The sequence below is a fragment of the Rhodovibrio salinarum DSM 9154 genome, assembly GCF_000515255.1.
GTDB classification, from domain to species: domain Bacteria; phylum Pseudomonadota; class Alphaproteobacteria; order Kiloniellales; family Rhodovibrionaceae; genus Rhodovibrio; species Rhodovibrio salinarum.
In genome coordinates this window covers 1766261-1792773 of record NZ_KI911559.1, presented here as the reverse complement: position 1 = coordinate 1792773, position 26513 = coordinate 1766261, and the positions used below count along the sequence as shown (strand labels likewise).

Here is a 26513-nt window from a genome sequence, read left to right as displayed (position 1 = left end):
CCCCGAAAGCCCCTATTCCAGGCCTTCGACGCTATTGGCCGCCGCGCGTTGCTTCGGGCTGCCCATCAGCAACAGCAGCGGCATCACCACGATCACGGTCCACATCATCACCCGGAAGTCGTCCAGGTAGGCGATCAGACTCGCCTGCTCCGTCACGAACTTGTTGAGGGCGGCCGCCCCGGCGGTGGTGTGCCAGTTCCACATGTCCGGCAGCATCGACGGCTGCATGAGGGCGCGGAAGGGCGTCAGAAAGCTGACAAGCCCGGCGTGCAGCAACTGGGTGTTCTGGGTTAGCAGCGTCGTCATCACCGAGATGCCGATACTTGAGCCGATGTTGCGCATCAGGCTGAACATCGCCGTCCCCTCGGTCCGGTACCGGACATCCAGGGTGGAGAAGGTGATCGTGCTCAAAGGCACGAAGATGAAGCCCAGCCCGATCCCTTGTAGCACGCCGGTGAGCACGATCGTGGTCATGCTGACCTCGGCGTTGAACTGCGTCATCTGGAAGAGCGACAGCGCCGTCATGCTCAGGCCGAACAAGATCATCAGGCGGATGTCGACATGCTTCACCAGCCGTCCGACCAGAAGCATCGCCGCCATCGAGCCAAGCCCGCGCGGCGCCAGGACAAGCCCGGCCGTCAGGACCGGATACCCCAGCAGGTTCTGAAGAAACGGCGGCAACAGCGCGAGCGTCGCCAGCAGGATAATGCCGACGATGAAGATGAAGCACAGGCCGATGACGAAGTTCCGGTCCTTGAACAGGCCTGGTTCCAGGAAAGGGTGCTTCGCGGTGAACATGTGCACCAGGAACATGTAAAAGCACAGGCCGCACAGCGCGGTCTCGATGATGATCTCGTACGACGAGAACCAATCCTGCGACTGCCCACGGTCGAGCAGCATCTGCAACGCGCCGATAGAAATGCTCAACAGCGTGAAGCCGAACCAATCGAAGACGCGCCCGGATTCCGTCTTGGTCTCGGAGACGAAGGCCATGATCCCGGCCAGCGCCAATGCGCCAACCGGCACATTGATGAAGAAAACCCAGCGCCAGTTATAGTATTCGGTCAGATAGCCACCCAAAGTCGGCCCAAGGATCGGGCCCAGCATCACGCCCATCCCCCACATCGCCATGGCGGAGCCGTGCTGTTCCCGGGGATAGGTGTCGAGCAGCACCGCCTGCGACAGCGGGACCAAGCCGGCCCCAAAGGCACCCTGCAGCAGCCGGAAGGCCACGATCTGCGGCAGCGAGGTCGCCACGCCGCAAAGCATCGATGCCAGGGTGAACCCGGCGACCGAGACCATGAACAACCGCTTGCGGCCGAACCGTGCCGCCAGATACCCGGTCGGCGGCGTCATGATCGCCGCCGCGACGATGTAGGACGTCAGCACCCAGGAAATCTGTTCCTGCGTCGCGGACATGCTGCCTTGCATGTGCGGCAAGGCGACGTTGGCGATGGTCGTGTCCAACGCCTGCATGACCGTCGCCAGCATGATCGATACAGTGGTCAGGCCACGGGAGGACGCCCCTTCCGAGGCACGGCCCGACGCGACGGCGCTGGTCATTGCCCGGCGCTGCCCCCAGCTGCCTTAGATGCCTGGTCCGGCGTCTTCGCCATCGCGGTCTCGGGGAACGTCCCCAGCCACGCCAACGCCTTACGCGCGAACGCGGGCAGCTCACGACGATGGCGGGTGTCGATCTCGACTTCGGTGCTCATGCCCGAGCGCAGTTGCGGGGCATCCCGCGGGGTCTCGACCGCGATGCGCACGGGAATCCGCTGCACCACCTTCACCCAGTTGCCGGTCACGTTCTGGGCCGGAAGCACCGAGAACTCCGACCCGGTGGCGGGTGCGATGCTGGCAACCGTGCCGTGCCAGACCCGGCCTGGGTAGGTGTCGACCCGGATGTCCACTGCCTGGCCCGGGGCCACGTGGGTCAACGCCGTTTCCTTGAAGTTGGCGTCGACCCACACGCCGCGGGTCGCGACCACGCTCATCACTGATGCCGACGGCCCGACGTATTGGCCCGGCTCCGGCGTGTTGCTGGCAATGCCATCGAACGGCGCGGGGACGGTGGTATGCGCAAGGTCGAGCTGCGCTTTCTCCAGCGCCGCCTGTGCCGATTTGACCTTCGGCATCTGATCAACCGGCAAGTCCGGGTCGCCACTCAGCTGAGCCCGCGTGGCTTGCATGGCCTGCTTCGAAACAGCCACCTGTTGCCGCGCGGTCTCGAGCGCGTTCTGCACCTCGTCCAGCTTGGCCTGGGAGACGACGTTGGTTCGGCTAAGCTTGTTCTTGCGATCGAAATCGCGCTGGGCGAACCCACGCCGGATACGGGCGAGTTGCAGGTTTTCCTTTTGCTCCTGATAGGTCGCCTTTAGAGCGCGAATATCCTGGCGGACCGAATGCAGCTCGGCTTCCGCGCGCGCAACGGCAAGCTTGAACGGCCGCTGCTCGATGCGGAACAGCTCATCGCCTTTGTGCACCACCTCGTTCTCGTCCACCTTCACCTCGGCGATCGGGCCGCTCACCTCCGGACTGATCGCGACCATGTCGGCATGCACATAAGCGTTGGTGGTACTCTCGTAGCGGCCGCCGGTGTAATACCAGGCGATGCCGCCGACCAGGACGGCCAACGGTCCGGCGAGCAAGAGCAGCGGGCGCACCCAACGCCGCCGACGCTTGCGGGCGGATGAACTTGATGAGGCCCCGTCCCGGCCGGTTTGTTCGGTATCTGGGGCGGTCTGGGGCTGCGTGTCCTGGGTCATTTAGTTTTACGTTTCACTCTTCTCTTTGCCGACGAATGGCCTCCGTGCCTCGGCGTCGCAGTCGCTCAGATTGCGGCGCATCTCCTGCAGCGTCTGGATCAAGGTCTCGCGGGTCTGCGCTGAAACCCCGGCAAGCGCGTCTTCCCGGGTCTCCTCTGCAAACGCCCAGAGGCTTTCAAGCAGCGGCGTGGCCGCCTCGGTCAGGTACAGCCGCACGGCGCGGCGGTCGTCCGGATCCCGCTGCCGCTCCACGAGGTTTGAGGCTTCCAGCCGGTCGATCTGCCGGGTCAGGGTGATGGGCTGGATATCCAAGAGTTCCGCCAGCTTCGCCTGATTGATGCCCTCGCAGCGCGCTAGGTAGGCCAAGGTCTGCCACTGCGCCTGGGTCAGGCCGAGATGCTGGGTGCGACGGGCGAAGTTACGACGCAACAGCCGCTGCACGTCGTGCAACAGGAACCCCAGACTTTGATTCGGTTGGTTGGCGAAGCCCAATGCACTGCTCCGTTCGACTCTAACGCAAGCATATAATAAGCAACGCTTACCATTTCCAGGCAACAGGAAAACCCGATGGCGGCCATGCGTCTGCCTGGACCCTTGACCGACAGGCCGGGGCGATACGCGCGACGCGGCGTTAGCAAGCCCGACGGGTCAAGCGAACGGCGCGCATCCGGTCCACGGGGATCTGGGCAACGACGTGCCGTGCAACGCGGATGCGGCGCAACGACGAACAAAAGCGCCACCCGCCACGCCGATGATCCAGCGTCGCGGGTGGCGTATCCTCAATCCAAAAGACGTCCAACTCGCCCGAGAGCGCCTACGCCCGCTCGGGCACCTGCAACTTCAGCCAGTCCCGATAGAAAGCCTCGATGTCGGGTTCGAAATCCTTGATCACGGGGTACCAGGGTGTCGGGGCCTCGACATCGTGCAGGGTGCCGCACTCCGGACAGAAGTACTCGCGGATGACCTGCCAACTGGATGTCGGCGCCATCAAATCCGGGTAGAGTTCCGCCATCTCCTCCGGTGTATCGCGTACATTGACCACGGCGCTCAGTTTCCAGTTCTCGGATTGGTCACAGAACTCGTGACCGCACCCGCACCGAATGACCCACTGCTTGGTCTCCTTCTTCTGCACGCAGTAGAGGTGCGGGCCATAGGGCAGCAGAATCGGATCGTCCCACGGCACCCGTTCCTGCAGGATTTCAAGATACTTCGTGAACCGGTCCTGATCCTTCGGGGCCGAGAGCATGGTGTGCAGCGTGTCGGGGTCGATCGTGCCGTCGATCAGTTCCTCGATCTTCTTGCGGCTGTAAGACATGACGTATCGTCCTTTCGGTAAGCGCGATCCGTTGTTCAGGAATGACAAGACAGGCGGGGGCCGCGGACTGGGTTTCCGTCCCGGCCCCTTCGCCAGGACCTACTCTTCGACCAACTGGACCGGGTGCACGTCTGGCAGTTCCGAGATGTCCATCGCGTAGTGCGCGCCGTAACTCGGACGATCGAGTTCTTCCTCGACCAGCTGCCAATCCTCGGGCAGTTCCCAGAACGTCTTGAATTCCTGGTAGAATCGCGGACCCAGACGGAAGGACGAGGCGAACATCTGCTTCACTGTATCGTCCGCCCCCTGCTTGTGCAGGATGCGCTCGCGCTCCTGCTTGATCCATGCGCGGGTCGGCTGCGCCTTGGCCAGCCGGTCCTTGCGGATCTCTGCCCGCCGGGCCTCCGTCGCCTTGGCATCGACGTACCAACTGCCATCGCCGTCCTGCGCGACGACGACCCCGTAAGCCTGCTCGGCAAAGCGCGGCAGCAGGTAGCCGCCGTTCAGATCCGCCGCGACACTCTCGGGGTCTCGTTCGATCGGGTCGCCGAAGCCCGGTCCGCCCCGGAGGTAGTTCAGGTACAGGTCATAGTCCGCGAACATCTCCTCGGTGGTGATCGCTTGCTTGTCCCGCTTGATCTGCGCGGTCGACGCGAGAAGGCTCTCCAGGCGCCGCGCGTTGGGATCGGCGTCGCCGCCGAACGGCAGTGGATCTCCGTTTTGAATCCGCTCCTTCAGGCCGGTCTTGTGGGCCGCGAAGCGGTAACCTGCGGCCGATGGATAACCGCCCATCAGCCCCCAGTCCGAGGTAATGTGACCATTGCCCATGAAGAACATGGTCCAGTCCTTGGCATTCCAGACCATGCGCAGACTCTCGAAGCCGCAGCCACCCCGATACTTCCCGTAACCGCCAGAGTTCGCCTTGATGTTGCGCCCGAGGTAGACCAGGGGCTCGGCGAGTTCCCAAATCTCCATGTCCCCCATGTCGCCTTCGGGGTTCCAGATCGCGGCCGCATGGTCGATGCCATCCTTCACAGCGGACGCTCCGACCCCTTCGGCAGCCGACTCGAACGAGTTCACGGCGTGAATCTCGTCGTACTGATTGAAGCCGCCGCCCTGCAGCCAGTTCGACGTGTTGGCGTTGCCGGCGTTGACTTCCTCCAGGAAGCCGCGGCCGAAGTACGCCCGGCTGAGCCCCCGCCACAGCGCGGTCCAAGAAGAAACCAGGAAATGCCAAGAGTAAGCGAACGCGACACGCCGGTCGTCCGGGTTCATCCAGGTGCCTTTGGGCAGCCGGAACTCGGTCCCGTACGCCGCCCCATCGTTGATCAGCTCCGTCGGGATCAAGGTCTGGGTCATCATCACCCAGATGCCCGACGTGAAACTCACCTGGTGCGCGTTGTAGGTGTGCCAGCCCCAGCGGCTGCTGCCCTCGAAATCGAGCCGCCAACTGCCGTCCGCCCGGATCTCGATCTCCGAGGGGGTATGCATGATGCTGTCGACCTTGGCGAAGTCGGAGGGAACCCGGACGTCCTCATGGCTGTAGGGGACGTCGACGAAGCCGACCTGCCGGTACTTGCCGGGAATCGTCATCGCCTTAACCCGGTTGCGAAGCCCGATCCGTCCGTGCTCGATCGCCTCGTAGGCGAACTGCCAGTAGGACTCGATCCCTTCTTCCGCGATCACGTCGTGCACGAGATCCCGGATCATGTGGCAGCCGGCCAGCCGGGTCCGCTCGTCCAGCATCCAATAGCGCGTGGTCCGGACCATGCGCTGACTCTCATGCTGCCAGTCGCGGAACAGCTCGTCGTTTTCGCCGATCTTGCGGCAGGTGATCTGATACCCGTCGCCGAAGCGCTGCACCTGGCCGGTGGTCATCGATCCGGGGCCGACCGCGCCGGTATCGATCACGTGCGTGACCCCGCCGACCCATCCGATCAACTCGTCCTGGTGGAAGATCGGCACGATGGTATGAATGTCGCAAGGGTGGACGTTGCCGATCAGACAGTCGTTGTTGCAGAACACGTCGCCCGGATTGACGCCTGGGTTTTCTTCCCAGCCGTTCTCGATCATGTATTTGATCGCCGCACCCATGGTGCCGACGTGAATGATGATCCCGGTGGACGTTAATACGCAGTCGCCGGCAGCGTTGTAGAGGGTGAAGCACAGCTCACCCTCCTGCTCGACGATCGGCGAGGCGGCGATCTTCTTAGCCGTCTCACGCGCTTCGACGACGCCGGCACGCAGCCGCGAGAACAGCTTGTTGTAATGGATCGGATTGCGTTCGCGCAGCTCGCAGGAACTCAAGCCCGCGTAGCAACCGTTTTCGCGCGTCGCCTCGAGTATCCGATCGCGGTGCTGTTTCAGCTTCTCGCCGCCGCGCACGATTCCGCGCGCGGACTTCACATCGTCCTTCATCGCGTGTCCTCCCCAAATTGAGAACGCGTTTGTTTAAGAGAGCGTCCGTTGTCCCGGACGTCCGATTAGAGTTCGCGCAGGTGGAACAGACGGTGCTCGTCGAGCCTGGTCTCGAAACCGCCGGGCACGACGAACGTCGTGGCATCGGACTCGATGATCGCCGGCCCGACGATCTTGTTACCCGGCAGCAGCGTTTCCATCTGCAGCAGCCGGGCATCCACCCACTTGCCCTTGCGGTAGAACTTGCGGGTGCCGAGTTCAGCTTCTTTTGGCGGCGTCTCGCCCTGGATCTCCTCGGTCGGGATGTTCGGCTTGGAGATCTCGACCTTGCCGCGCATGATCGCCGAGGTGACCGAGTAGCCGAGTTCCTGCGAGCGGGCGGAGGCCGAATAGACCTGGGCGTAGGCGTCGTTGAAGCCGTCGACCAGTTGGTCCCAACCGTCCGTCCCTTCGGCCTTCGCGATCGGAGAGTCGATCTCGAGGTCGTTGAGCTGGCCTCGGTATTGCATCCGGAAGGCCGGCTGCAGCGTGACGTCCTTGCGCGTGAAGCCGTTGGCTTCGAACTCCTGCAGGACGTTCTCGCTCAACTCGTCCCAAGCCGCCTGCAGATCGGCTGCCGCCTTGATCTTCTCGGCATGGCTCGCATCCGGGGGCACGTTGATGTCCATGCTCTTGTCGTAGCGGTATTCGAAATCCGCCGCGGCACACCCGAACGCCGAGAAGCCGGCCGCCCAGGCGGGGACGATCACGTCCTCGAAGCCGAGCCCTTCGGTATAGCCGTAACAGTGCACCGGACCGGCCCCGCCGTAGGAGAAGCAGGTGAAACTCGCCGGGCTGTACCCCTTGGCGGAAATCATCGACTTCATGTGATCGCGCAGATCCTGATCCATCAGCTCGATCACACCGGCCGCCGCGTCCTCGACCGACAGCCCGAGCGGGTCGGCCACCTGCTCGCGGATCGCTGCGACCGCGCGCTCGCGGTCGAGCTTGATCTGACCGCCCAGGAAGTTGTCCGGGTTGATGTAGCCCAGAACCAGGTGGCAGTCGGAGATCGTAACCGTGTCGATCCCGCTGTCCGCCCAGCAGACGCCAACGCGATAGCCAGCACTCTCGGGGCCGAGTTGGATCGCGTGGGTGTAGGGATCGAGGCGCACATAGCTGCCTGCGCCCGCACCGACCGAGTCCAGCGCCACCAGCGGCAGTGACAGCACCAACCGGGCCATGTCCGGATCGCTGCGGATGACAAGATTGCCTTGCGTGATCAGCGACAGATCAAAAGACGTGCCGCCGATGTCCGAGCAGACGATGTTCTTGTAGCCAAGCGTCTCGCCCAGATACTTGGCACCGATGACGCCGCCGATCGGCCCGGAGACGATGGTACGCGCAAGTTCCTGAGCTTTGCGCGAGATCGTGCCGCCGTGGGTCGCCATCACCCGGAAATCGAACTTGGCGCCCTGATCCTGGAACGCCTCGGTGATCTGCGCCAGCGTCTGACGGGACGGCTCCGCAGCGTAGGCCTCCAGGATCGTGGTGTTGGTCCGGTGCGTCTCCTTGCGTAGCGGGTAATAGTCGGCGGAGGCGAACACCGGAATCTGCGCGCCGGCCGCGGCGACCTCCTCCTCCACGATGTCCCGCACGCGGCGTTCGTGCGTCGGGTTCTTGTAGGAGTGCAGCAGGCTGATCACGATGCCCTCGACCTCCTGCTTGATGAGATCGCGGGCGGCCGCGCGGGCGCTGTCTTCGCGCAGCGGAATCACAACTTCGCCCATCATGTCGATCCGCTCGACCACCCCCCGGGTGCGCTCGCGCGGCACGAGCGGTGGATCGTATCGGTGCGTGTTCAGATGGATGCGGTCCTCGTAGGCATAGCCGAGATAGCTCTGGATCGCCCGGCCCATCCGGTGAAAATCTTCCATACCGGCATTGACGATCAGGCCGCATCGCAGACCCTGGCGCTGCACGACACGGTTGAGCATCGCCGTACCTGAGTAGACACCCGTGCGCAGGGTCTGGAACGCCTCCTTCAGATCCATGTCCCAGTGCGCAAGCGCGTCCTGACTGGATTCCAGCAGGCCGAGGGATTCATTCTTCGGAGTGGTTTGTGCCTTGCCGACCACGAACTCTCCGTTGCGGTCGACAAAGAAGGTGTCCGTCATGGTCCCGCCGGCATCGATGCCAAGGACCTGGACGTCTCGAATGTTCTGTACGCTCAAGAGCGAGCCCTCCCGCTTGGTATGCGTTGCTTTTATTTGCTTTGTGCCCAACGGCGTCTCGGCCGCCGGTCGCGCTTCTAATCAGCAAGCCGCATGCCAAGAGACCTTTCGTGCCCGCTCTGGACCCTGGCAGCCGTCGTCTCTGCTGCGTATCGCCACGCGTTTGCCGTTCCCCGGCAAAAAAACTTGCGACAGTGCACTTGAGGTGCGTTGGCCGAATATCCGTTGCAAAATGAGACACTGTGTCTGCCACACGTTTCGATTTGCAACGCTTCAGGGTGCGACAGCGAGAGATAACGCACTCAGCCGACTTGGCGCCATTTTGTCCGCATAGCCGCCTACACACATCTGCATGCAGAGTGGATTTGCATAGCACATACCGATTTCGTAGATTCACTCTTAAATACATAACGGTCGCGACCTGGGGAGGCCGCGCTCATGACTCAGGATCGGCGGGTGATGGAGGCCTGGGAGGCCTTCGTTACCGGACGCGTGCGGTCGACCCCGGTCCGGTCGGTCGTGGAACAGTCTTGGCAGCGTTGCCACGAGACGGTCGATATCGAACGCCGACGCGCGCCAACCGCGCGCAGCGAGGCGTTGGCGCGTGCGCAATCCCACTTTCCAGTTCACAGAAACGTGGTCGACCCGTTGCTGCAGGAAGCCGGGCAGTTCCTCTCGGCCACGGGCTCGATGATGCTGCTGACCGACGCCAACGGCCTCGTGCTCTATTCACGCGGCGACCTGGCCACGATGGAACTGGCCTACGACATCAATCTGCAGCCCGGGGGCACCTGGCAGGAAAAGGAAATCGGCACCAACGCGATCGGAACTGCCCTGCACGAGCAGAGCCCTGTGCAAATCCATTCGGCGGAACACTTCTGCCTGGAGATCAAGAAGTGGACCTGCGCCGCCGCCCCGATTCAGCACCCCCTCGACCGGTCCATGCTCGGGGTCCTCGATATTTCCGGCCCCACCTCCAGCTTCCATCCCCAGGCGCTCGCCTTCGCCGTCTCGGCGGCCCGGAGGGTGGAAAACGCCTTCGCCCAGCGGCTCAACGACGAACATACCGCCCTGCTGCGCCACTACCTCGGGGCCCGGCGCCAGTTGTCCGGGGACGTCGCGCTGATCGACCGCCAGGGCCGACTGATCTACGCAAGCGACCGCATCCAGCGGCTGCTCGATCCCGACGGCAGCGTGCAACCCTACCAGAAGATCGCGGAGTTCACCGGCACCACGCCGGATGGATGGGCACAGCAGATGCCGGAACCGTTGGCCGGGGCGGCTCTCGACCCGATCGAACAGGATGGCGCGCCTCTCGGCGCCATCCTGAAACTGAAGGGCCGTGGCAATCCGCGCCCGAAAAGCCGGAACAGCGATACTGATCCGATCCGCTTCGACGCCATCATTGGCGACAGCGCTGAAATCCGGCGCTGTGCCGAACGCGCGCACAAGATCGCCACGGGAGACGGTCCTGTCTTGATCGAGGGCGAAACCGGTGTCGGCAAAGAGTTGTTCGCCCGCGCCCTGCACTTCGCCCCCACCTTCCCGGGCCCCTTCGTTCCGGTCAACGCAGCCTCGCTACCCCGCGATCTGATCGCCTCGGAGTTGTTCGGCTACGAGCCGGGCAGCTTTACCGGCGCCATGGACAAGGGGCGCAAAGGCAAGATCGAACATGCCGACGGCGGCACCTTCTGTCTCGACGAAATCGGGGAGATGCCGCTCGACCTGCAGCCGACGCTGCTGCGCGTGCTCGAGGACGGGCAGGTCTACCGTCTGGGAGCCGCGCGCCCCGTGGCGGTAACGGCGCGTCTGATCTCAATGACCAACCGCGACCTGGAACAGCGCGTCGACCAGGGACATTTTCGAAGCGACCTGTTCTACCGGATTTCGGTCGCGCGCCTGCGTATCCCACCCCTGCGCGAGCGTGGCGATGATGCCGCCCTGCTCGCCCAGCATTTCATTCGCATGGCGTGCCAAAGACGCGGCGAATCAGACGTACGCATCGACCCCGATGCTCTGGATGCCCTGACCCGCTATCACTGGCCCGGCAACGTTCGGCAGCTGCGCAATGTCGTCGAGACGATGCTGCTGCTGCGGGACTTCGACCGGCTCACGCTAGACGACCTGCCCGAGGAAATCAGAGAAGCCAACGGAACGGGCGCGGAAACGTCCCTTCATACGGCCCCCCAGACGGCTGACCACGCCGGCGCCAGACCACTGGCGCCGGACGAGCCCTCGGCTGGCGCGCGCGGCAACCTACACGCTTCGGAACGCGAGACGATCCGACAAGCCATGGCCGATACGAATGGCAACCTGACGTGGGCCGCCAAACGGCTTGGCGTGGCGCGCTCGACGCTGTACCGCAAGCTCCGCACACATGGCCTAGCCCCCCGTACGCCACGCTGACGTCCCGATAATAGGGAAAGACAACACGCTCTTCGCTCGCTTATGCGAACCACAAAATGGCGACCGCCATAGACGAGAGCGCGATTGGAACACCACTACGGGCGAAACTCGCAAATCCGACATGCACGCCGCACCAGGCAGCGCGCTCGGCAACGATCAGATTGGCAAGGCTGCCAACCAACAGCAAATTGCCGGCAAACGTCGACAGCACCGCAATGGCATGCAAATCGGCTGTACCCAGTCCCGGCAGGAGCTCGAGCAGCAGAATCACGGTCGGCACGTTGCCCACAAGATTGGACAGCAGCAACAGGACCGGCGCCAGGACCGGCACGGCGGTCGGGTCGTCAACGAAATAGGTCAGCGTGTCCAGTGCGCGCGCGCTCAAGCCGGTCGCCGTCGTTGCCGCCGTCACCACGAACAGTCCGGCGAACAGTAGCAGGAGGTGCCAGTCGACGGCCGAGAGCATATCGCGACTGGCCAACCGTCGGCTGAGCAGCAACACGGCAGCCACGCACAGCATGCCAAAACCGGTTTCAAGCGGCATCAAGAAGACCGCGACGACAGCCACGAGGGCAAGACAGCCCTTCCCCGTCTGCCAGGTGTCCAAGGGAATCTGCTCGCCGCTGGGAGCCCCCAATGGCTGAGACAGCGGCGCCGTGAAGTGTTTATGCCAGACGAGACGAACGATCACGAATACGATCACCAGCGCGATCAACGCCGGCGGCCCGCAGGTCTGAACGAACTCGAGGAAGCCGAGATCGCCGGCGCGCCCGATCAGGATATTTTGCGGATTGCCGATCGGCGTGGCGGCGGACCCCGCATTACTCGCCGCCGCCAAGGCAATCAGGAACGGGCGTGGATCGCGGCCTTGTTCGCCAAGTCCCGCGCAGAGGACCGGCGTCATCGCGAACACGACGACGTCGTTCGCGAGCACGGTCGACAAGCCGCCGGCCACACTCACCACGCCTGCCAACAAGACCGTCGGGGTGCGGCCCAAGGCGACGATCCGACGCGCGCAATCGTCGTACACGCCCGCGGCGCCGAATTGGGCCGAAACCACCATCATGGCGAACAATACGATCAGCGTTTCGCCATCGATCGCTGCCAAAGCCTGCCGTTCGGACACGGCCCCCGTTGCCACCACGGCCACCGCCGCCACCACCGCGATGCCCGTGCGGTCGATCCGCAGCCCCGGAATGCGCCCCAGGGCCATGCCGAAGTAAGTGACGGCGAAAATGCCAGCGACGATGAAGGGCACGTGGAAAGCCTTATAGCCGAAACGGACTCGCGGCGTGCTGATAGACGCTCAGGCTGTCCTCGTTAAGCCGGGTTTCAAGCGAAGGGGCCGCCCCTACACGACCGTCGGCAGCACCGGCTACGAACGCCTTTCAACTGGCGTCTGCGTCTCGGCCTGCAACACTGCCTGCAACCCCTCGCGGTAGGTCGGATAGCGGAATTGCACGCCAAGGTCCCGATGCACCTTGCTGTTATCGACCCGCTTGTTGTCCTGCCAGAAGGTGCGCGCCATCGCGCTCATGTCCGCTTCCTCCCAGGACACGAGCGGCGGCGGCTCGACACCCAACAGCTCACAGGCAAACTGTGTGACGTCGGCGGGCGCGGCCGGCTCGTCGTCGGAAACGTTGTAGATCGCCCCGGGATCGGGACGGGCGATCGAGGCTTCCAGCACATCGCCGATGTCCTCGACGTGGATGCGCCCGAACTTCTGCTCCGGCAGATCGATACGCTTGGCCTTGCCTTCCCGGATCGACCGGAACGGCCCGCGTCCGGGGCCGTAGATGCCGGCTAGGCGGAAGGTGTGCATCGGCACGCCGTGGTCGATGTGCATCCGGCGCCAAGCCGTCTCCGCTTGCACCCGACGGGCGCTGCGCGCGCTGCTCGGGCACAGCTCCGAATTCTCGTCGACCCAGCCGCCATCGCGGTTGCCGTAGACGCCCGTGGTCGAGAGGTAACCGGCCCAGTGTAGCTGATCGGCGCACGCGGCGAGGTCGGCGCCATGGTGGTCCAGGGCAGCGTCGCCCGCGCCCTGTCCGTCCGGCGGGACGGAGATCAACAGGTGTGTCGTCCCGGCCAGCGTCGCGGCCGGATCGGCCAGCGGATGGTCACGGTCGAAGAGATGCACCTCCAGCCCCTGCTCGCGCAGTTGGTCTGCCTTCTCGGCGCTGCGGACTGTCCCCGCGACGTGCCAGCCGCGGTGCAGCAAGCGGCGCGCCAGATGGCTGGCGCTGTAGCCCAGCCCGAAGCAGAACAGGCGCGGCACGGTTCCATCGGCCATGCGACGGCTCCCCTCAACATCAAATTAACTCAGGCAGTGCAGCCTCTTGCACCGGCGCTCGGCGGCAGCGACGTTAGGGCGCGCATGCTAGCGAGACAAGACGCCCTTCCTGAGATGTCCCATTTCCGCCTCTCCCCGATCCTAGCCCCCCTCGCGTTCGCGCTGATCCTGCCGACCTTACCGGCGGCTGCCCAACGCGGCGACGACGGATTCAGTTTTGGCCCGCCAACCGACTCCGTCGAAACGCCGCGCAACCTGCCGGCCGATCCAAGCCCTAAGGACTCGAGCGCCGAAGCAGCCCGGCGCTACGCCGATTGTCTGGAGATGGCACGCAACCAGCCTGACACGGCGATCGAACGCGCCCGCACCTGGCAGGACACTGGCGGCGGCGATCCCGCACGCCATTGCGAGGCGGTCGCCCATATGACCCGCGGCGACTATCGGCGGGCCGGGCGCATGCTGGAGGATCTGGCGCGCACCATGTCCGCCGACATTGGCGAAGGGCCGCGGATTACAGCCTTGTCGCAGGCGAGCCGGGCCTGGCTGCTGGCAAACCAGCCCGCGCGGGCGGAAGCCGCCGCGACGCAAGCCTTGAAGCTCCGGCCGAACGACGTCGAATTGCTGCTGGACCGCGCGCACGCCCGCTTTCAAGCCGGGCATTACTGGGAGACGATCGACGACCTCAACCAGGCCATCGAACACGCGCCTCAACGCCCGAACCTCTACGTCTACCGCGGTAGCGCCTACCGCTATGTCGACGCGCCGACGATGGCACGGGAAAATCTGGAACGCGCCCTTGAGATGGATCCCGGCAATATCGAGGCTCTGTTTGAACTGGGCGCCCTCGCCCGTCTGCAAGGCAATACCGCGGCCGCCCGCCAGCGCTGGCTAGAGGTGATCCGCCAGGCTCCCGACTCCAGTCTCGCCCAATCAGCCCGTGAGAATTTGCAAAGGATGGACGTGCAGGTCGATGGCGGGGCTGGCTAAGCCCTGCTTTGTCGCGGGCACGCATCACGCTGCAGGGCCCTGATTCGCATCGGCGACGCACCGAACCGGCCAGCCGCACACGGTGATATGTAAACGCGCCAGAGTTTCTTCTCCATACCGAAAAACTGGAGAATAACCTAGCGACGATACCGCGCGATACGTGTGGATAGTTTGGAAATTGACCTAAAAATACTGCGATCTTAACGGGATGGTACCTCTTCAGACGTGACGATGCCGGAGGCTGGTGCTACCAGTATTCCAACAGTTGTATACAAGCGCGCGGCGCTGTGGGGCCAAACTGGCGGGCTCGCGCACGCAGGCGCTTCGAACCAGAGGATATCGAGACGGCATGAGACAGGACCCGAGGTTCCGCGAGATCGAACGCGAACGTGTGTCGGATCGCGTGGCACATGAAATCATGAAGATGATCGCCGCCGGCACCCTGGCCCCGGGTGAGCGTCTGCCGGGCGAGCGCCAGCTCGCAGAAATGATGAACGTCTCGCGCGTTTCCGTCCGCGCCGCGCTGCAAGAGCTGAAGGCGCAAGGGTTCGTCTCGGCCGTCCAGGGCGGCGGCACGCGCATCACAACCGCGCCCAACAACACCGACTCCGGCCTGCTCCGACTGGTCCGCGCCGACGCCAAGAATCTGCACGAGCTGGCCGAAATCCGTGCCAACATCGAGGTCTGGGCCGCCCGGCGCGCCGCGCGCGCAGCCGACAGCGCGCAGATCGCGGCGATCGGCGACGCGCTGCAGGCGATGGAAGATCCGGCGCGTGGCGGCCACCACAAGGCCGAAGACGACTACGCCTTTCACATGGCGATCGCCAAGGCCACCGGCAGCGCAGTCTACATGCACCTGATGAGTACGCTGCAGGACATCCTGGAAAAGATGTTCGACTATCACCGCTACACACTCATCGCCCGCCCCGAGGACGATCGCATGCTGCTCAGCCATCACCGGAAGATCTACGACGCGATCCGCGCCCGCGATCCCGAGGCGGCAGGCCAAGCGATGCAAACGCACCTGGACGCCATCGTGCGCAGCTACACCGCCGTGGACGCACCAGCCAACCTTGCCGATGCGCCCAAGGCGGTCGGCTCCGGCGCCTAAAGCGCATTGGTTCCCGAAAGCCCGCAAGAGCTGCTGCGCCGGCTGTTCGATGCCGGCCTGGCCGCGGCGGATCCGGCCAAGGCGGTACCTGCCCACCTCCCCGAGTTGCCGAGCGATGGCCGCACGGTCGTCGTCGGCGCAGGCAAGGCCGCAGCATCGATGGCGCGCGCGTTGGAAGACTCCTGGCCGGCCGACGCGCCGCCACCCGAAGGGCTGGTGGTCACACGCTACGACCACGCCGTGGCGCTCAACCATATCGAGTGCATCGAGGCGGCCCATCCCGTCCCCGACGCGGCCGGACGCGCGGCGGCGCAACGGATCCTGGAGCTGGCCGGCGGGCTGGGAGAACAGGACCTGCTGATCTGTCTGATCTCCGGCGGCGGGTCGGCGCTGCTCGCCCAACCCGCCCCGGGGCTGTCGCTCGAAGACAAGCAAGCGGTCGGCAAGGCGCTGCTGAAAAGTGGTGCCGACATCGCGGAGATGAACTGCGTGCGCAAGCATCTCTCCGCGCTCAAGGGCGGTCGACTCGCCGCTGCGGCGGCGCCGGCTCGAGTCGTCTCGCTGCTGATCTCCGACGTGCCCGGCGACGATCCGGCGACCATCGCTTCCGGTCCAACGGTGGCGGACCCAACCACCTTCGCCGACGCCCGTGCGATCCTGGCCAAGTACGCCATCGATCCGCCGGAATCGGTCCGTCGCCACCTCGACGCCGAGGTCGAGGAAACGCCGAAACCGGGCGACCCCCGACTGACGCGGGTGGACAACCGCCTGATCGCCCGCCCGCAGGCCTCTCTTGAAGCGATGGCCGAGGTCGCGCGCACGGCTGGCGTGACGCCGGTGATCCTGGGCGACGCGATCGAGGGAGAAGCCCGCGAGGTCGCCCAGGTGATGGCCGGTATCGCCCAGCAGGTCGCGCACCACGGTCAACCTGCCCCTGCCCCGGCGGTGCTGCTGTCCGGCGGCGAGACCACGGTGACGGTGCGTGGCCAGGGGCGCGGCGGGCGCAACCTGGAATTCCTGCTCGCGCTCGCGGTCGCATTGAACGGTGCGCCCGGGATCTGGGCGCTCGCCGGCGACAGCGACGGGATCGACGGCAGCGAAGACAATGCCGGCGCGCTCGTCACGCCGGACAGTCTCGCCCGCGCCCGCGCGGCTGGCCTGGACCCGCTGGCGTTGCTGGCGGATAACGACGGCTACGGCTTCTTTCAGGCGCTGGACGATCTGGTTATCACGGGCCCAACCCTCACCAACGTGAACGACCTACGCGCGATCCTGATCACCGCGACGTGAGGTTTCTGGTCCCATCTAGCGCGCCACGATTGGGCCAAACTGTCATGCCTGGAAGTCTGGCGTAACAAGCAACCAGTCTCCGGGCTTTATTCACAATCCTGCAACCGTTGATTAACGGGTTTTGTCCTGGACCTGCCGCACGCAATGCTTAAGGTGGCGCAGGCATCGGAATAGTGGAGAGTCATGCGACGGAATAGAAACGCTAAGATCGTCGCCACCCTGGGCCCCTCGAGCCGGGACCGGGATGTGCTGAATGACCTGTTCAAGGCGGGCGCGGACGTGTTCCGCCTGAATTTCTCCCATGGCAGTCACGACGATCATCGCCGTACCTATACGACGATCCGCGAGCTGGAGCAGGAGCATCGACGCCCGATCGGAATCCTGCAGGACCTGCAGGGCCCCAAGCTGCGCATCGGACGGCTGAAAGATGGCACGGTACAGCTAACGCGCGGCGAACGGTTCCGTCTCGACCTGGACGAGACCGAGGGGGATAGCAGCCGCGCCCCGCTGCCCCACCCCGAAGTGTTCGAGGTGTTGGAGCGGGAGACCCCGATCCTGCTCGACGATGGCAAGTTGCGGCTGATCGTCAAGGAATGCGGCTCCGACTACGCCGAGTGCGAGGTCGAGACCGGCGGCCCGTTGTCCGACCGCAAGGGCGTGAACGTCCCCGGCGTGGTCATGCCAATCTCGCCGCTGACCAAGAAGGATCGCGAGGACCTCAGCTTCGGTCTGGAGATGGGGGTCGACTGGGTCGCGCTGTCGTTCGTGCAGCGCCCGGAAGACGTCGCGGAGGCCCGCAAGCTGATCGGCGGTAAGGCCGGAATCGTGGTCAAGGTGGAGAAGCCGGCGGCGCTGGACTGCCTGGACCAACTGGTCGAGCTGGCGGATGCCATCATGGTTGCCCGGGGCGATCTGGGCGTCGAAGTTGCCGCCGAGGAAGTGCCTGGCCACCAGAAGGATATCATCCGCGCCTGTCGGCTGGCCGGCAAGCCGGTGATCGTGGCGACCCAGATGCTCGACTCGATGGTCCAGTCGCCCTCACCGACGCGGGCGGAAGCCTCCGACGTCGCGACGGCCGTGTACGATGGCGCGGACGCCGTGATGCTGTCGGCCGAAACGGCCGCCGGCCACTATCCGCGCGAAGCCGTGCAATTCATGGACCGGATTATCGCGCGCACGGAGAAGGACAACTTCTATCGCGCGATCGTCGAGGCGCTGCATCCGCAGCCGGAGCCAACTGCGCCCGATGCGATCTCGGCCGCGGCCGCGCAGGTCGCTTCAACCATCGGTGCGGCGGCGATCGTCAGCTACACCACCTCCGGGTCAACCGCCCTGCGCGCGGCGCGCGAGCGACCGCACGTGCCGATCCTGGTGCTAACCGCCCGGCTGGACACCGCCCGGCGCCTGACCCTGCTGTGGGGCGCGCACACGGTGAACACCGCCGACGTCGCCAATTTCCAGGAAATGGTCGACAAGGCCTGCAAGATCGCCCTCGACGAGCAGTTCGCCAAGAAAAGCGAGAAGCTGGTGGTCACTGCTGGTGTCCCGTTCGGAACCCCGGGCGCCACCAACGTCCTGCGCATCGCCTTGGTCGATGGGCGCTAACGGCGCCGTAAGGGTGCGGTTTGTCTATCCACGTGGAGGTCAGGGGCACTGGTATCAGGCTTAGGTACCGCCAACCGTATGAGCGCGTCCTAAACGGATAGTCGACGCCTTCATCACCATACAGTGTCAGGGGCCCAGCCCCCTGACACGCCGGAGCACCAAGTTACTGCAAGGTTCTCTTGCGGCTCCTGGTACACTGATACCGCTCGATAGCTATGCATTACATGCACCCCACCTTTCCGTCCGGTGGAATATTGCCCGATAGAAAGTTATGCTGCGGAACAGCATGACGGAACAAACAGACGGAAGTCGCCAAGTCGGACTGGTTACGCTCGCCGGCCTCGCGTTCCTTGTTGGGATCGTGACCGGGATCGGCGCGCTTGCCTTCCGAATGTTGATCGCAGTTCTGCACAACCTCTTCTTCGCCGGTAAGCTGGATGTGGTCTACGACGCCGAAGCGTTGATGCCGCTCGGCCCGTGGGGGCCGTTCGTCATCCTGGTTCCGGTGATCGGCGGTCTGGGCGTGGTCTGGCTGACCCAGACCTTCGCGCCGGAGGCACGCGGCCATGGTGTCCCGGAGGTGATGGACGCGATCTACCACCGCGAGGGGCAGATCCGCCCGGTCGTTGCGATTGCGAAGTCGCTCGCCTCGGCGCTGTCGATCGGCTCCGGCGCCGCTGTCGGGCGCGAAGGGCCGATCATCCAGATCGGCTCGTCATTCGGCTCCACGATGGGGCAACTGACGCGCCTGCCGACTTGGCAGCGGATCACCCTGATCGCCGCCGGTGGCGGGGCCGGCATCGCGGCGACCTTCAACACCCCCTTGGGCGGGGTGATGTTCGCGATCGAGCTGATGCTCCCGGAGGTCTCCAGCCGGACGTTCCTGCCGGTGGTGATCGCAACCGCCACGGCGACCTATATCGGGCGGCTCTTTTTCGGCATCGATCCCGCGTTCATCGTGCCAATCGCCCAGGAAGCGGCCTTCCAGGGCATCAATTTCAGCGATCTCGCCGGCTTCACGTTGCTAGGGCTGCTGTGCGGGCTGGCGTCCTTCGCCTTCATCCGCGTGCTCTCCGCTCTTGAAGACGTATTCGACCACTACTTCAAGAATCACTATCTGCGCCACGCCGTCGGCATGCTGATCGTCGGAACGATGATGTACCTGCTGGCGCAGAGCTACGGGCACTACTTCATCCAGGGCACTGGCTACGGCACGATCAGCGCGGTCCTGCACAACGAGTTGGCGACCTTCCAGTTGATGGCGATCCTGTTCGTCGCCAAGCTGGCGGCGACCACGCTGTCGCTCGGGTCCGGCGCTTCCGGCGGAATCTTCTCGCCATCCCTGTTCATGGGCACGACGCTGGGGGCGGCGCTGGCGATCGCGCTCAACTGGCTGCCCGGATTCGATGCCTCCCCGGTGGAATTCGCCATGGTCGGCATGGCGGCCGTGGTCGGCGGCGCCAGTGGCGCGGCGATGACGGCGATCGTCATGGTTTTCGAGATGACCCGCGACTACAACATCATCGTTCCGATGGTGATCGCGGTTGCCCTGTCGATCGGCGTGCGCCGGTGGCTGTCGCCGGAGAATATCTACACCATCAAGCTCGCCTGGCGCGGCAAGCACATTCCCAAGCAGCGGCACACCAACATGTTCCTGGTGCGTCACGCCGCCGAAGTGATGGACGATGCCTTCGCCGTCCTGCCCGCGGAGATGACGTTGGAGACCGCGCTGGAGACGCTCGGCTTCGACACCGACAAGCACTTCATCCTGGTCACCGACGGTGACGAAGCGGTCGGGGTGGTCCGCGTCAGCCGCGTCCTGCGCTCCAGCGAGGGCGTGCAGACCGACGCCACCCTTGGCGAGCTGGCCAGCCGCGCCTGGGTGCTGGCCGAGCGCGACGACATCCTGCACGACGTCCTGCAGCGGATGAGCGACCAGGATGGCCACTACGCCCTGGTCATGCCGAACGGCCGGACAGAGGCACAGTCCCGCCATGTCATCGGCGTCGTCGGCAAGGACCGCATCGCCGATTCCGTGATGCAGCACTTCCACGCATAAGCACGCTGGCCCAACCGATCCATACGCGTCCTGCCGGATCGGAATAAGGAAAATCAATTTCGCTTCGGCGACCCGCCCGGCCATAACCGCGGCACAACCCAGAACACGCAGCCGCCGCGCTTTATGGCCGGGGTCACGCTGGCGCCGGAAAGCTTGTACTGCCCCTCACCTCGAAGCCTCACCGGCTGTCATCCGGGCCGTTCCACGCGCGGCTTGCAGCCGATGAGGTTTCCCGTTCCATGCGGTCATTCCCCAACACGTACTCAAGGGCCACCACAACCGGGCTCTGGGCGGCCCTCGGGGGCACACTGTTCGCCCTGATCTGGTCGCTCTCCTTCGTGGTGACCCGCTTCGCCCTGCCCGACATTCCCCCGATCATGCTGGCGGCGATCCGCTTGAGCGTCTCTGGAGGACTGCTGCTGGCAGTGCGCGGCGCCGCCGCCATCCAGCTCTGGCGTCAGTCTTCTCCGGCAACGCGGCGCACGATCCTGATCGCCGGGCTGCTGTCCCAGGCCGTCTACCTGGGCGCGGCTTACTGGGCACTGACAGCCATCCCGACCTCGGTCGTCAACATCGTCGTCTCCTCGCTGCCGCTGCTGACAATTCCGGCGGCCTTCCTGGTCCTGCGGGAGCGTGCTTCTCTGATCGAAGGGATCGCCGTCGTCATGGGGATGATCGGGGTCGGCGTCGCAGTACTGGATCGCCACAGCAGCCAGCACCTAGACCCGGAGTCCTACGCAGCGGCGGCGATCGTGCTCCTGGTCGCCGTGGCCGCGCTTGCGCTGGGCAACACGCTGGTCAAGCGGATCGTGACCGCGCACAACTTCCTCGATATCTGCGGCCCCCAATTTCTGGTCTCGGGGCTGGTGCTGATGGTTGTGTCGCTCGCTTTGGAGACACCACCAGGCTGGACGGCCATCGCCCGGGCGCTGCCGGAACTGCTTTATCTCGTGTTTCTGGGGTCGATTTTCGGGATAGCACTCTGGTTCCGCCTTCTGAGCGTCTTGACGGCGAACCAGGCCGCGTCCTTCTTCCTGATGACCCCGATCATGGGTATTTTTCTTGGCAGTCTGTTCTTGGGGGAGCCCATGACGGTGTCCAAGACCGTGGGCGTCGCGATCTTGATGGCCTCGATCGGCCTGAAGGTCCTGGTAGCCGTCCGGAAGCGGCCAGACTGATACAGACGGAGGCAAGAGCGTGTCCCATCTCGCAAAACTGTCGTTCCGTCATGTCTTGACGCTGGAGGCGCTGCATCGGACCCGCAGCATGTCCGAAACCGCCCGGCAAATCGGACGGACGCAGCCGGCCATCAGCCAGCAGATCGACGCGGTCGAGGACGCGGTCGGATTTCAGGTGCTGCACCACCGACGCGGCGGGGTGCACTTCACCGCCCGCGGGGAGCAGCTGGTCCAGGCCGCCAACGCCCTGCTGGATGCGTTCGAGCAACGCGTCGACGCCCTTCGCCAAATGCCTGATGAACGGCTCCGGGTCGGGATTCCAGAGGACCTCTGGCTCACCTGTAAGACCTGGCTCGATCCCTTGGCGGAACGCGATATCGAAATCGTCTCGATGACCTCCCACAACGTCCTGCAGGCCTTCGAGGCCGGCGAGATCGACCTTGGGATCGCCGCCACCACGCAGCCGCTGCAGCAGGCCACCCGCACCTGGCGGTTAGACCTCGGCTGGGCAGGATGCAGCCCTTTGTCGACAAGGCGCGGCGACATCCGCCTGGTCTCCCTTCCCCGCGGCTGCCTCTACTCGGCTCTGGCCATGGCCGCGGTCCAAAGCGCCCCCTTCCGGGTAGAGCGTCACCTGATATTCGACAATCTCGACGAGATGTTCTGCGAGCTGAAAAACGGCGGGATCACCATCATGTCCGCGCAGCTCACCGCGTCTCTTGGACACTGGCACGACGAAACGCAGCTTCCCGCCCTGCCAAAGGCGAACCTGAACTTGCTGGTACGCGAGACCGGCCAGGACTACCTTGCGTGGGCCGCCAGCACCCTGGCCGGCGGCATCAGCCGGGCCCTGCGCCAACGGGAGCGTGATCCCATCGCTGGCATGCTGAAGGACCTTGGCGTCGATCTGCGCTTCCACAGCCCCGCCTGAGATACTCGTTCCGCCCAACACGCAGACCGATGATCGGGCCCCGAAAGCGCCCCGCTAGGAGACCGCCAGCCCGGCCGCGAACAGGAGGCTGTGCGCCAGCATCAGCTTGCCCGAACGCGCAAGCGTCCGGTTAAGTGTCGGGCCGTCGGTAGCGATGTAAAGCGTGCGCACGACCGACACGGCAATCGGCACGGTCAGCAGTGGCAGCAGCAGCGCCCAGGCGCTCTCCACCAAGGCCAACGCCAGCGGAACGCCGTAGGCCAGCACCAGCAAGCCGACGAGTTCCAGGCGCGCTGCCGGCCGGCCGAAACGGACGACCAGCGTCCGCTTGCCCGCCGCGCGGTCGCCATCGACGTCGCGGATGTTGTTGATCACCAGCATGCAGGTGGTCAGCCCCGCCGGCGGCAGGCTGGCCAGCAGACTATCCCAGCCAAGCGTCCCGTCCGGAATGCCGAGCGGTAACGGTGCACCGCCGGCCACAGCCTGGACGTAATAGGTCCCGTTGACCGCAACCAGGCCAAAGAAAACGAACACGAACGGATCGCCCCACCCCTTGTAGCCGTAGGCCGGCCCACCGGTGTAGGCAATCCCGGCCGCGATCGAAACCAGCCCGAGCGCAACGATCGGCAAGCCGCCCAGCCAGACCAGATAGCAGCCGACCCCGACGGCCCCCGCGAACGTCAGCCACATCGCGCGGTAGACGGTGCGCCCATCGATCAGACCGACCGAGGTCACGCGGGTGAAGCCGGTGCGCGCGTCGGTGTCGGCACCGTTCAGCGCGTCGTAATAGTCGTTGGCGAAGTTGGTGCCGATCTGGATCAGCAGGGCGCCGAATAGAGCAGCCAGCGCGGCCCAAAGATGGAACACGCCAGCCCCGATGGCTGCCCCCGTGCCGACGATCACCGGCGAGGCACCGGCGGGCAGTGTCTGGGGGCGTGCGGCCATCATCCAGGCACGCAGGCGGGACACCGCTGGCGCCGCGGCGGCATTGGCAGGCTGGGTCGAGGCGAACTGGCTCATGCGACCGAGCCTAGACCACATCCAAACCGCGTACGCAATGTGGTCATTCGGCCGCTGCCCCGGCACGCCGTTCCCGCCGCGCGCGCGTTGCCTGACGCCAGCGATCGGCGGAGAAAATCGCCAGCGCCGTCCAGATGAAAGCAAAGGTCACGGCGTGATCGACCGAGAACGGCTCACCGAACGCGAACACCGCCAGCAAGAAGTGTCCCGTCGGGGCCAGATACTGGAAGAAGCCGACGGCGATGTAGCTGATCCGCCGCGCGCCGCTGGTGAACCAGATCAGCGGCAGCGAGGTGACCAGCCCGGCCGCCACCAACAGCAGCGCCTGTCCCGGGCCGGCTGCGGTGAAGCTGCCTGTACCGATCGCCCCGATCCACAGCAGGAAGGCGAGCGCAAACGGCCCCATGAACAGCGTTTCCAGGAACAACCCCTCGATCGACTCCACGTTGGTGGTCTTGCGGATCAGGCCGTAGAAGCCGAACGACAGCGCCACCACCAGCGACGGCCACGGCAGCCCTGTCGTCTGGAACGCCAGGTTGGCGACCCCGATCGTCGCCAGCGCGACCGCCACCCCCTGCGCCGGGCTCAACCGCTCGCGCAGGACCAGGACGCCGAGCACGACGTTGACCAACGGGTTGATGTAGTAGCCGAGCGAGATTTCCATCACCCGCTCGGCCGAAACGGCCCAGATGAAGGTCAGCCAGTTGACGCAGATAAAGAGCGTCGAGCCCATCAGCATCAGCCGCGTGCGCGGGTCCGCCAGAGCCGCGCGAACGCCCTGCCACCGACGCAGGACCGTCAACAGACCGGCAAGCAGGACCACCGACCAGACGATCCGGTGCGAGAGAATCTCCAACGCGGGCACGTGCCTGAGCACGTGGAAGTACAGGGGCAACACGCCCCAACTGCCGAACGCCGCGACGGCGTACGCGCCACCGATCAGTTTCTCGTCGCGCATCTGGTCTTAGTACTCTTGGTCGTGTTGCCGGCACGCTGGATGGCCGTTCAGCCGGCCAAACGAACGCCATCAAGGGGCGCAGAAGTCCAGCTAGCTCTGCAGGTAAGCTAACGTCCCTACACGACTGCGGCTAACCAGCGCGTGCATGGGTGGCATGCGGGCGTGGGCAGCTCCCGCGCCTAGAGATCACGAGCGTCGAGTTCGGCCTGGAGCTGACGGACCTGAGCTTTCACGCCCGGCTGGTAGGGATGGATTGCAAGCGACGCCTCGAACGCCGTCAATGCCTGTTCCGGCCGGTCGAGGGCGAGGTAGCACAGCCCGCGCCCGGACAGCGCGCCGAAGTGGCGCGGCTCCAGCGTCAGGGTCCGGCGGATGTCGGCCAGCGACCGTTCGTAGTTGCCCATCTGGTAGTTCACGGTGGCCCGGGCGTTCCACGCCTCCGCGAAGTCGGGGGCTTTGCGCACGACATCGTCGAAGGCGATGTAGGCGCCCGCCAGGTCGTCATCCTGCAGCGCTTCCCGGCCCTGGCGCAGCAGCGCCTCGATATAGCCATTGGGATGCTGGAACCAGATCGACCAGATGCGTGAAGCGAGCACCTGCGCCTGCCCCCGGCTGGTTGCGCTTTCCAGCCGGTCGAACAGCCGGTCCAGGCGCGGGTCGTCCTGATCCGACCGGGCCGGCATCACGGCCAACAGCGCCACGGCCAGAAGTGACAAGATCAAGGCAGGTGTTGAGAGCCGTCGCATAGTTTTCGATTATGGCGCGCCGACGGGCGCTGACCAGCCGGAAAACGACGATCGAGCCGCCGGACCGGCCACAACCCTTGCCCGTCTTCAACCAGTCAGGGTGAGTCCACCAGCACCATGAGCGATCGCGATCCCACCCCGGAGCAGGTCTTCCCGCACGATTACCGCGACGCGCGCAGCCGTTTTCTGCGTGCTAGCCGCGACCACAACGGCACGCTGGAAGAGGTGATGAACCCGGTCAACGCCCCCGACGGCAACCCGGTGTTCACCGATCTCGCCTGGCATGGCCCGCGCGAGGCCGACCGGGTGCTGGTAACGATCTCCGGCACCCACGGCACGGAAGGTTACCCCGGCACCGCTGCGCAGCTAGCCTGGCTGCAGACTGGCAAGCTGCCGGAGGACGTGGCGCTACTGCAGATCCATGCCCTCAACCCTTACGGCTATGCCTGGACCCGGCGGGTGACCGAGGGCAACGTCGACCTGAACCGCAACTTCGTCGACCACGATCAGCCGCACCCCAAGAATCCGGGATATGAGGAACTGTTCCCCGAGATCTGCCCGCGCGACTGGACCGAGGAAACGATCCAGCGCGGCGACGCGGCGATGGAACGCTTTATGGAGGCGCACGGCACGCACGTCCTGCAGAAGGCGATCTCCGGCGGGCAGTACCAGCATCCCGACGGCATCTTCTACGGCGGCACCGCCCCGGTGTGGTCCAGACGCACGCTGGAAACCGCGATCGACGGGGCGTTGGCGAAGGCCCGAAGGGTGGCGGTGGTCGACTTGCATACCGGGCTAGGGCCCTACGGTCACGGCGAGCGGATCGTGATGCACGATCCCAAGGGAAGCGCCTACCGCAACGTCCAGGCCGCGTTCGGCGACGACTTCGCCTGCCCCACACTGGGCAATTCGGTGGCGACCGAACTGCCGGGCACCGCGCTGGAAGCGATCGAGCGGCGCCTGCCGGGGCGCGACCTGGTGGCCTGCGCCCTCGAATTTGGCAGCGAACCCACCCCGGAAGTGCGCCGCGCCCTGCGCGCGGACAACTGGCTGCACCTGCACGCCCCGGACGGCACGCTGGAGAGCGAGACCGGCCAACGCATCAAGGCCGAGCTAAGCCGCGTCTTCGTGCCCGAGGACACGGACTGGCGCCACGCGGTGCTGCGCCGGTCGCTGGAGACCTTCGAGGCCGCGTGCGCGTGGCTACAGCGAGACTAA

General features: G+C 65.1%; 20 protein-coding genes. 9 read left to right on the top strand and 11 right to left on the bottom strand.

All coding sequences use genetic code 11. From position 1 onward, the window contains the following. Positions 1-12: 12 nt before the first annotated feature. From RHOSA_RS0108335 to RHOSA_RS0108310, 6 genes are all read right to left on the bottom strand, one after another. Entirely contained in the window at positions 13-1563 is a 1551-nt protein-coding gene (locus RHOSA_RS0108335; RefSeq protein ID WP_027288312.1) for a DHA2 family efflux MFS transporter permease subunit, read from the bottom strand. Beyond that, positions 1560-2765, bottom strand: a complete 1206-nt coding sequence (locus RHOSA_RS21325; RefSeq protein WP_051431952.1) for an HlyD family secretion protein — start codon at positions 2763-2765, stop codon at positions 1560-1562. The genes RHOSA_RS0108335 and RHOSA_RS21325 overlap by 4 nt, the downstream gene beginning before the upstream one ends. Positions 2766-2771: 6 nt before the next feature. After that, positions 2772-3257 (bottom strand): MarR family winged helix-turn-helix transcriptional regulator, encoded by a 486-nt coding sequence (locus RHOSA_RS0108325; protein WP_037255947.1) that lies wholly within the window; start codon positions 3255-3257, stop codon positions 2772-2774. A 322-nt stretch (positions 3258-3579) separates the two neighbouring features. After that, positions 3580-4080, bottom strand: a complete 501-nt coding sequence (locus RHOSA_RS0108320) for an acetone carboxylase subunit gamma (RefSeq protein ID WP_027288310.1) — start codon at positions 4078-4080, stop codon at positions 3580-3582. Between the two features lie 99 nt (positions 4081-4179). Beyond that, complete coding sequence (locus tag RHOSA_RS0108315) at positions 4180-6498, bottom strand: hydantoinase B/oxoprolinase family protein (RefSeq protein ID WP_027288309.1); 2319 nt, start codon at positions 6496-6498, stop codon at positions 4180-4182. Positions 6499-6563: 65 nt separating this feature from the next. Further along, positions 6564-8711 carry a hydantoinase/oxoprolinase family protein gene (locus tag RHOSA_RS0108310; protein WP_027288308.1) on the bottom strand — a complete coding sequence of 716 codons (2148 nt, stop codon included), beginning with the start codon at positions 8709-8711 and terminating at the stop codon, positions 6564-6566. Positions 8712-9149: 438 nt separating this feature from the next. Here RHOSA_RS0108310 and RHOSA_RS21320 point away from each other — a divergent pair, with 438 nt between their 5' ends. Next, positions 9150-11117, top strand: coding sequence for a sigma-54-dependent Fis family transcriptional regulator (locus tag RHOSA_RS21320; protein WP_037255944.1), 1968 nt, complete (start codon positions 9150-9152; stop codon positions 11115-11117). Positions 11118-11157: 40 nt separating this feature from the next. On the opposite strand, the gene RHOSA_RS0108300 is transcribed toward RHOSA_RS21320, so the two are convergent. Beyond that, positions 11158-12375 (bottom strand): SLC13 family permease, encoded by a 1218-nt coding sequence (locus RHOSA_RS0108300; protein WP_027288307.1) that lies wholly within the window; start codon positions 12373-12375, stop codon positions 11158-11160. Between the two features lie 117 nt (positions 12376-12492). Next, positions 12493-13410 carry an SDR family oxidoreductase gene (locus RHOSA_RS0108295; RefSeq protein WP_027288306.1) on the bottom strand — a complete coding sequence of 306 codons (918 nt, stop codon included), beginning with the start codon at positions 13408-13410 and terminating at the stop codon, positions 12493-12495. 114 nt (positions 13411-13524) lie between these two features. Between RHOSA_RS0108295 and RHOSA_RS21315 the strand changes: the two genes are divergently transcribed. The 7 genes from RHOSA_RS21315 to RHOSA_RS0108255 all read left to right on the top strand — a co-directional run bounded on the left by RHOSA_RS21315 (position 13525) and on the right by RHOSA_RS0108255 (position 22571). Further along, a complete protein-coding gene (locus RHOSA_RS21315) occupies positions 13525-14397 on the top strand; it encodes a tetratricopeptide repeat protein (protein ID WP_051431950.1) in 873 nt (290 codons plus the stop codon). 349 nt (positions 14398-14746) lie between these two features. Further along, positions 14747-15508 (top strand): FadR/GntR family transcriptional regulator, encoded by a 762-nt coding sequence (locus tag RHOSA_RS0108285; protein WP_051431949.1) that lies wholly within the window; start codon positions 14747-14749, stop codon positions 15506-15508. 6 nt (positions 15509-15514) lie between these two features. Continuing rightward, positions 15515-16798, top strand: coding sequence for a glycerate kinase type-2 family protein (locus RHOSA_RS0108280; RefSeq protein WP_037255939.1), 1284 nt, complete (start codon positions 15515-15517; stop codon positions 16796-16798). A 183-nt stretch (positions 16799-16981) separates the two neighbouring features. Further along, positions 16982-18403 (top strand): pyruvate kinase, encoded by a 1422-nt coding sequence (gene pyk / locus RHOSA_RS0108275; protein ID WP_027288303.1) that lies wholly within the window; start codon positions 16982-16984, stop codon positions 18401-18403. Between the two features lie 286 nt (positions 18404-18689). Further along, positions 18690-20462, top strand: a complete 1773-nt coding sequence (locus RHOSA_RS21310; protein WP_037257769.1) for a chloride channel protein — start codon at positions 18690-18692, stop codon at positions 20460-20462. Positions 20463-20701: 239 nt separating this feature from the next. Next, on the top strand, positions 20702-21640 hold the full coding sequence (locus RHOSA_RS0108260) for a DMT family transporter (protein WP_081728579.1): 939 nt from the start codon (positions 20702-20704) through the stop codon (positions 21638-21640). A 19-nt stretch (positions 21641-21659) separates the two neighbouring features. After that, on the top strand, positions 21660-22571 hold the full coding sequence (locus RHOSA_RS0108255) for a LysR family transcriptional regulator (RefSeq protein WP_027288300.1): 912 nt from the start codon (positions 21660-21662) through the stop codon (positions 22569-22571). A 54-nt stretch (positions 22572-22625) separates the two neighbouring features. Here RHOSA_RS0108255 and RHOSA_RS0108250 read toward each other — a convergent pair whose 3' ends face one another. From RHOSA_RS0108250 to RHOSA_RS0108240, 3 genes are all read right to left on the bottom strand, one after another. Continuing rightward, entirely contained in the window at positions 22626-23591 is a 966-nt protein-coding gene (locus tag RHOSA_RS0108250) for a 1,4-dihydroxy-2-naphthoate polyprenyltransferase (RefSeq protein WP_051431948.1), read from the bottom strand. Between the two features lie 43 nt (positions 23592-23634). Then, the gene (gene rarD / locus RHOSA_RS0108245) at positions 23635-24549 is read right to left on the bottom strand and encodes an EamA family transporter RarD (RefSeq protein ID WP_027288298.1); all 915 of its coding nucleotides are present in this window, start codon (positions 24547-24549) and stop codon (positions 23635-23637) included. 179 nt (positions 24550-24728) lie between these two features. Beyond that, complete coding sequence (locus RHOSA_RS0108240; RefSeq protein ID WP_027288297.1) at positions 24729-25271, bottom strand: tetratricopeptide repeat protein; 543 nt, start codon at positions 25269-25271, stop codon at positions 24729-24731. A 141-nt stretch (positions 25272-25412) separates the two neighbouring features. On the opposite strand from RHOSA_RS0108240, the gene RHOSA_RS0108235 reads away from it, so the two are divergent. Beyond that, on the top strand, positions 25413-26513 hold the full coding sequence (locus RHOSA_RS0108235; protein ID WP_027288296.1) for a M14 family metallopeptidase: 1101 nt from the start codon (positions 25413-25415) through the stop codon (positions 26511-26513).

What these genes read in the sequence shown, in the direction of transcription:
- RHOSA_RS21320 (WP_037255944.1), top strand. Translation starts at nt 9,150, where the DNA reads ATGACTCAGGATCGGCGGGTGATGGAGGCCTGGGAGGCCTTCGTTACC.
- RHOSA_RS21310 (WP_037257769.1), top strand. Translation starts at nt 18,690, where the DNA reads ATGACGGAACAAACAGACGGAAGTCGCCAAGTCGGACTGGTTACGCTC.
- rarD (WP_027288298.1), bottom strand. Translation starts at nt 24,549, where the DNA reads ATGCGCGACGAGAAACTGATCGGTGGCGCGTACGCCGTCGCGGCGTTC.
- RHOSA_RS0108250 (WP_051431948.1), bottom strand. Translation starts at nt 23,591, where the DNA reads ATGAGCCAGTTCGCCTCGACCCAGCCTGCCAATGCCGCCGCGGCGCCA.
- RHOSA_RS21325 (WP_051431952.1), bottom strand. Translation starts at nt 2,765, where the DNA reads ATGACCCAGGACACGCAGCCCCAGACCGCCCCAGATACCGAACAAACC.
- RHOSA_RS0108235 (WP_027288296.1), top strand. Translation starts at nt 25,413, where the DNA reads ATGAGCGATCGCGATCCCACCCCGGAGCAGGTCTTCCCGCACGATTAC.
- RHOSA_RS0108295 (WP_027288306.1), bottom strand. Translation starts at nt 13,410, where the DNA reads ATGGCCGATGGAACCGTGCCGCGCCTGTTCTGCTTCGGGCTGGGCTAC.
- RHOSA_RS0108335 (WP_027288312.1), bottom strand. Translation starts at nt 1,563, where the DNA reads ATGACCAGCGCCGTCGCGTCGGGCCGTGCCTCGGAAGGGGCGTCCTCC.
- pyk (WP_027288303.1), top strand. Translation starts at nt 16,982, where the DNA reads ATGCGACGGAATAGAAACGCTAAGATCGTCGCCACCCTGGGCCCCTCG.
- RHOSA_RS0108320 (WP_027288310.1), bottom strand. Translation starts at nt 4,080, where the DNA reads ATGTCTTACAGCCGCAAGAAGATCGAGGAACTGATCGACGGCACGATC.
- RHOSA_RS0108315 (WP_027288309.1), bottom strand. Translation starts at nt 6,498, where the DNA reads ATGAAGGACGATGTGAAGTCCGCGCGCGGAATCGTGCGCGGCGGCGAG.
- RHOSA_RS21315 (WP_051431950.1), top strand. Translation starts at nt 13,525, where the DNA reads ATGTCCCATTTCCGCCTCTCCCCGATCCTAGCCCCCCTCGCGTTCGCG.
- RHOSA_RS0108260 (WP_081728579.1), top strand. Translation starts at nt 20,702, where the DNA reads ATGCGGTCATTCCCCAACACGTACTCAAGGGCCACCACAACCGGGCTC.
- RHOSA_RS0108285 (WP_051431949.1), top strand. Translation starts at nt 14,747, where the DNA reads ATGAGACAGGACCCGAGGTTCCGCGAGATCGAACGCGAACGTGTGTCG.